The organism is Hyphomicrobium sp., from assembly GCF_003987855.1.
Lineage (GTDB): Bacteria > Pseudomonadota > Alphaproteobacteria > Rhizobiales > Hyphomicrobiaceae > Hyphomicrobium_B.
The window spans coordinates 2,354-7,874 of sequence record NZ_RXIZ01000017.1 but is presented as its reverse complement, the minus strand read 5'-3'; the positions used below and the strand labels follow the sequence as shown (position 1 = coordinate 7,874).

The window sequence follows — 5,521 nt, the reverse complement described above, 5'->3', positions numbered from 1 at the left end:
CACTGCGTTGCGATCGCGACGCCGAGCGCAATCAGTTCTTTGTACCGTCGTGGGATGGCTCCGGCCGCCATCGCTGAGCGATCGAAGTTTTCAAATGCCGACATCGTCGTCGACGAAAGATTTCTGAGATGCGGCAAGTTCGAAAGATTGGCGATGTCGTACATGTAGGCGTTCCCTCCATCAGCGGGTCGTCGAATGATGATTATCGCGAACCTCATGACGTTTGCGTCTAAGGTCAAGCGATCCTCTTTTGCAGCCGAGAAGAAGGAGATGAATATGTCCGAGAGCAGGCCGCCGTTCCCGCCCTTCACGCGTGAAACGGCCATCCAGAAGGTTCGCGCCGCCGAGGACGGCTGGAACTCACGCGATCCGCATAAGGTCTCGCTCGCCTACACAGTCGACAGCGTCTGGCGCAATCGTGCCGAATTTCCCCGCGGCCGCGAACAGATCGTGGAGTTCCTGACGCGCAAATGGAACCGCGAACTCGATTATCGCCTCATCAAGGAGCTTTGGGCTTTTACGGAGGATCGCATCGCGGTGCGCTTCGCCTACGAATACCGCGACGATAGCAACCAGTGGTATCGCGCCTACGGCAATGAGAACTGGGAATTCGGTCCCGACGGCCTGATGCACCATCGTTATGCCAGCATCAACGACATGCGCATTTCTGAAAGCGACCGCAAATTTCATTGGCCGCTTGGACCGCGCCCGGCCGATCACCCGGGCCTTTCCGATCTTGGACTCTAGGACAATAAAAAAGGCGCCGGTTTGAATGGCGCCTTTGTTCTCACGCTCGCTGAGCGGATGGCTTCGGCGGCGACCGCCAGATGTAGCTGAGCGTGAAGATCGTGATCGCCGTGACGGCATAGGCGATCAATTGCATCCCAGTCGGCCGGTCCATATAGCCAACGAGAATATTCAGCACGCGCCCAGGCCAGCTGCTTTCCGACAGAATGGAAGAGGTGTCCCAGACCGTCGTATCGAATATATTGAGAATGCCCGCGTTCGAAAGCTGCTTCACGGCCGCTGCGGCCAAACCGGCAGCGAGCAGAGTTACCAGCACGCCCGTCACCGAGAACATCTTTTTCAGCGGGATGGCGGCCAGGCCGAAATACAGCACCATCGAGACGGCCGCGCCGGCAAGAAGGCCGATGCCTGAGCCGATGAGAAGCTCGACGGTCGTATCCTTGCCCTGCATGACGATGCCGGTCATGAACAGCACGACTTCGCTGCCTTCTCGCATCACCGCGACGGCAACCGCTGCCCCGAGCGCGAACAAAGACTGGCGACCAGCCGTGACGTCGCTGCCGAGCTGACGAAGCTGCTGGGTCATCTCACGCGCGTGATGCGCCATCCAGGCGACATGCCAAGCCAGCATGACGACTGCGAACAACAGGATCGCAGCAACGAATATCTCCTGCCCGCGATCTTCGAACGCTCCGGAAATCTGCGCCGCGAATTTTGCGACGATGATTGAACCGACGATGCCTGCGAGGACGCCGAGGGACACTGCCATGGTTCGTCCGGGCACACCGCGCGAGGCGGCAAGCACCACGCCGATGATCAGGCCGGCTTCAAGAACTTCGCGGAAAACGAGGACGAGTGCTGCAAGCATCGGCGTTACTCGACGACAACGTGGCCGAGTGCGGTGTCCTGATGGAATTCGCCGAAGAACATGTAAGTACCGGGCTTCAGCGGCTTCACGCGAACGGTCGCCGAACTATTCCCGGGGACGACTTTCTCGAAGCCAAGATCATGGCTCTCGAACTCTTCCGCCGACGCGTCGAGATTTTTCACTAGAATCTTGATGGGCTTGCCTACGGGCAGCTTCAATGACGGCGGATCGAATTTGTGATCCTTGATCGAGATTTCGACTTCGTGGGTGTCTTCGGCGCGCACCTGCGCGCTCAAGAAGGCAACCGTTCCCAAAGCGCAGGAAAACGCGAGGAAAGCCGAGAAAAACGTCGGAAAGCGTACCGCACGAACGGCGGAATTCGAACTGCTCATTGCTGCTCCTAATAGGTCAGGATTCAAGGTCCCGAGATCAGGTCTCGCCGCCTAGAAAACCTTGATGGCGATAAGAGTCAAGATTATTTGCCCCTCGGAAATTAGGACGAGATGACGTTGCGAAGCGGGCCTAGCGCTTTGATCTGCGGCAATTTTTGCCTTCGCCTTTTTTTGGCCAGCTCCCTGCGGTGCATATGCAGAGCGGGAAAACGTTACAGTAGCCGAGTTTAGGGAAACGGCCATGTATGCCCGCACGTCTTATGCCGACGACGAATTTCCGTCCTTCATCGCCGAAGAAATCGAAAGACAATACGAAGCTGATGGCTTTTACGCCGGAACGCCGGTCTGCCCGCAGCCTCAGCGGCGGCTTCAAGCCGTACCGTTCTCTTCCTTGATCCTCATTCTGGCCGTCACGGTCACAGCGGCCTTCGCAGCCGACGAAGCCACGCGCCAAGAGTGGGTGTCGAAGGCCGAGCGAATTGCATCGGCCGTGAGTGCCGCCGGTTTTTCCTCGCCCTCGACGGTACCGGCGCCGCCAACCAAGGATGTTGCATCGCTCGCACCCGCGCAGCCGATCTCACTCCCGCCGGCCGCCTTGCCGAGCAGCGCCGCAACTCAGCCCCTGCCGGAGGTGACAGTCTCGAACGCCCCTGGCGACAAGCCCGATGCCGAAGCGTCCGCAGCGCATCATGTCTCGGACGCTTACGCTCCGCCGCCACCAACGTCCGACCCCTACAGCAAGAAGGCTGAGGCCGCGGGATTGCATCCGGATCTCTCGCGCGTGGTGCTGGCACGCTTGACGCCGACCGACTATCGCAACGCCGCTTACGCAATCCAAAAGGCGCTGAAGACCGTGCCAGACGACGGGCAATTGACGTGGCCGCGGTCGCGCAAGGCGGGAACGGCGGTCTTCACCGTGCACTTCGTCGAAGGCGCTGGCCACGATTGCCGTCGCTACGTCGTGACGATCACCAAAGACCGCTGGACCTCGACCGCGCTACCGATGGAAAAATGCGGAGTGAAAGTCGCGTTCCGCTCTGCTGGCAAAGACAAGAGCATCGAATAGCCGCGTCGGTCTTAAGGGCCCTGCAGTCCGAAGGTGATGCGCAGCTTTTTTTGCAGCGTCGAGTCCTTCGACCTGTCGCCCGCTTTTCCCGCCGTGGGACCGTCGTAGGTCGCATACACGAAGTCGCGGACCTCGGAATTGCGATCGTACTGATGGATGGCAGCAGGGATTTGACCTGACGCCGTTCGCATCAGCCCATCCCTGACGCTCAGAAAATCTGTGTTGTTGCCGGAGAGGGTTGCCACGGCGCCGTCATACGGCATCACCACGGAACGCGGCACCAGATCAACCCTGGCGATCACATTCGTCGTCGCCTGATCGACGCCGGAGCGCATATGGTGACGCCGGTCGACCAACTGCCCGAGCAGCAGCTTTTCCCAGCAGTACATCAGCGCGATGTCGTGCCGCGCGAGTACCGTTCCACTGCAGATCACCTCGTGATGCTTGATGGCGTCGAAGACTTGCTCGCCGAACGTTCGCCGGATGGCGTTCCCGTTCCACCCGGCGGTCGCCAAGGCAAAACCGTGCGCCTCCTCGAAGAAGATGATCGGCTCATCCGGCAGCGCATCGAAAATATCCGACTGGAACACGACATCGCGTGTATCCGCCAGAAATACGCGATCGATCTGCCCTGAAAGCGCTTGGAGAACGGCGACGTAGTCGGTGATCCGCGCGAAATTCATATGCGGCCGGCCGAGTGCGGACGCCACATCCAGTAGAACGCAGTCCACGCCTTCCGCATCGAGCGCTTTGCCGAGATCGGGATTGTTGTCGATCACGAGTACAATGCGGCAATCGTGAAACTTGCGTGCGGACCGCACGAACGGTCTTAAATCCTGGATGCTGTAGTTGCGGGCGATGCCGAGGATGAGATTTCTGCCTTGGCCATGGCGAAGCACGACGCGCGGCCGTTCGCGGACGAGCTGCGAGCGCAACCAACCCGCATAAAGCTTCGTCCAAACGTATTGCAGCATGCGGCGCGATGCCTCCGGTTCTGCAGGCACCCCAAACCCGCATCGTTCGATGAGAGAAAAGTTTTAATCGGCGCAGAGTTACTCGCAAAGAAAAACCGAGTGAGGCCCTGCGCGCAAAACCTTGTAGCCTGGTGCGTGAGTGATCGCGCGGTTCCGCGCATTTGGGACGAAGATATGAGCATAATCCGCACCGTGCATGCGCGTGTCGAAGGCGGGGTCCAAGGCGTCGGCTATCGCGCCTGGGTAGAACATATCGCGAGATCGTTCGGTCTCAGCGGATGGGTTCGAAACCGCCGTGACGGGTCAGTCGAAATGACGCTGCGGGGCACGCCCGAAAATGTCAGCGAGATGCTGCGGAAGTGCCAAGACGGGCCGCCGGACGCACGTGTCGAAAAGGTCGAAATCTTGGGAGAAGGCGCCGGAGCATATGAAAGCTTCGAGGTGCTGCCGACGATCTGATCAAGCCTTCAAAACACAAAAACACGCCGCTGGCACAAGCACAGCGGCGCGTTTTTTGATCGATGGAGATCAGGACCTTTGCCGCGTAACGAAGCTGTCCAGGATCACCTTGGAACCGGCGTTGTCGAAGCGGATCGCCAGCTGATTTTTGGTAATCTCGGCAATTTCACCGTCGCCGAACGACGCGTGAGTTACTCGCGTGCCAACGGAGAACGGGCTGACGTACTCGACCTCAGCCGGCGCAGCGGCCACCTTCTTCGGACGAGTGACTTTCGGCTTGGCGCCGGGAGCGATTTTTCTTGAGGTAACGGCCATGGGGGTTTTTTTCCTTTTTACAGGATCACCCTAGCACACGCGCGAAGCCCCGGCGCCGAACGACTCGACGCAGCTTCGATGTGTCCGACTCCTGGGAAAAAATGGATGCAAACGAAAAACGCGCCGCTGGCACAAGGCACAGCGGCGCGTTTCGAATTCATATAGAGGGCACTGATTGACTTCGTTTTTTTCGAAATTCACATGACGTCTCTGCAGACCTGGCAACGACCTACTCTCCCGCGTCTTAAGACGAAGTACCATTGGCGCTGGGGCGTTTCACGGCCGAGTTCGGAATGGGATCGGGTGCAGCCACCCCGCCATAATCACCAGGTCGGCGGAGACGTCATATGACTTCTGTTTCGGGTCTATTTCTAAGGCCTACGCTCATCGTGGCGCTCGTGAGAGCGGCGCCTTGCTTGTTTCGCGTCGCGATCTCTCGCGACAAGCGAAGCAAACAATCGATGAGCATTGCTAAATGAGAGCAATCAAGCCAATCGAGTTATTAGTACCGGTAAGCTACACGCCTTGCAGCGCTTCCACACCCGGCCTATCAACGTGGTGGTCTTCCACGACTCTCGAGGGAGAACTAGTTTTGAGGTGGGTTTCCCGCTTAGATGCCTTCAGCGGTTATCCCGTCCGCACATAGCTACCCTGCTGTGCCGTTGGCACGACAACAGGTCCACCAGAGGTGCGTCCATCC

The 5,521-nt window shown here is 58.8% G+C and carries 7 protein-coding genes and 2 rRNA genes (1 of these 9 only partly in view); 3 read left to right on the top strand and 6 right to left on the bottom strand.

Going from position 1 to position 5,521, the window contains the following annotated elements; translation table 11 throughout:
• The first annotated feature begins 276 nt into the window (after window positions 1-276).
• Entirely contained in the window at window positions 277-747 is a 471-nt protein-coding gene (locus EKK30_RS16435) for a nuclear transport factor 2 family protein (protein WP_290986658.1), read from the top strand.
• 40 nt (window positions 748-787) lie between these two features.
• Here EKK30_RS16435 and EKK30_RS16430 read toward each other — a convergent pair whose 3' ends face one another.
• Together EKK30_RS16430 and EKK30_RS16425 are read right to left on the bottom strand one after the other, a co-directional pair.
• On the bottom strand, window positions 788-1,615 hold the full coding sequence (locus tag EKK30_RS16430; RefSeq protein ID WP_290986657.1) for an FTR1 family protein: 828 nt from the start codon (window positions 1,613-1,615) through the stop codon (window positions 788-790).
• A 5-nt stretch (window positions 1,616-1,620) separates the two neighbouring features.
• Window positions 1,621-2,007, bottom strand: coding sequence for a cupredoxin domain-containing protein (locus EKK30_RS16425; protein WP_290986656.1), 387 nt, complete (start codon window positions 2,005-2,007; stop codon window positions 1,621-1,623).
• A gap of 241 nt (window positions 2,008-2,248) precedes the next feature.
• Here EKK30_RS16425 and EKK30_RS16420 point away from each other — a divergent pair, with 241 nt between their 5' ends.
• Entirely contained in the window at window positions 2,249-3,073 is an 825-nt protein-coding gene (locus EKK30_RS16420; protein WP_290986654.1) for a hypothetical protein, read from the top strand.
• Window positions 3,074-3,084: 11 nt separating this feature from the next.
• Here EKK30_RS16420 and EKK30_RS16415 read toward each other — a convergent pair whose 3' ends face one another.
• Window positions 3,085-4,047 carry a hypothetical protein gene (locus EKK30_RS16415; RefSeq protein ID WP_290986653.1) on the bottom strand — a complete coding sequence of 321 codons (963 nt, stop codon included), beginning with the start codon at window positions 4,045-4,047 and terminating at the stop codon, window positions 3,085-3,087.
• Between the two features lie 174 nt (window positions 4,048-4,221).
• On the opposite strand from EKK30_RS16415, the gene EKK30_RS16410 reads away from it, so the two are divergent.
• Window positions 4,222-4,506 carry an acylphosphatase gene (locus EKK30_RS16410; protein WP_290986652.1) on the top strand — a complete coding sequence of 95 codons (285 nt, stop codon included), beginning with the start codon at window positions 4,222-4,224 and terminating at the stop codon, window positions 4,504-4,506.
• Between the two features lie 69 nt (window positions 4,507-4,575).
• Here the strand turns inward: EKK30_RS16410 and EKK30_RS16405 are convergent, their stop codons facing one another.
• From EKK30_RS16405 to EKK30_RS16395, 3 genes are all read right to left on the bottom strand, one after another.
• A complete protein-coding gene (locus tag EKK30_RS16405; RefSeq protein WP_290986650.1) occupies window positions 4,576-4,821 on the bottom strand; it encodes a hypothetical protein in 246 nt (81 codons plus the stop codon).
• A 216-nt stretch (window positions 4,822-5,037) separates the two neighbouring features.
• A 5S ribosomal RNA gene (gene rrf, locus EKK30_RS16400) occupies window positions 5,038-5,152 on the bottom strand.
• Window positions 5,153-5,302: 150 nt separating this feature from the next.
• A 23S ribosomal RNA gene (locus tag EKK30_RS16395) occupies window positions 5,303-5,521 on the bottom strand (it continues 2,330 nt past the right edge of the window).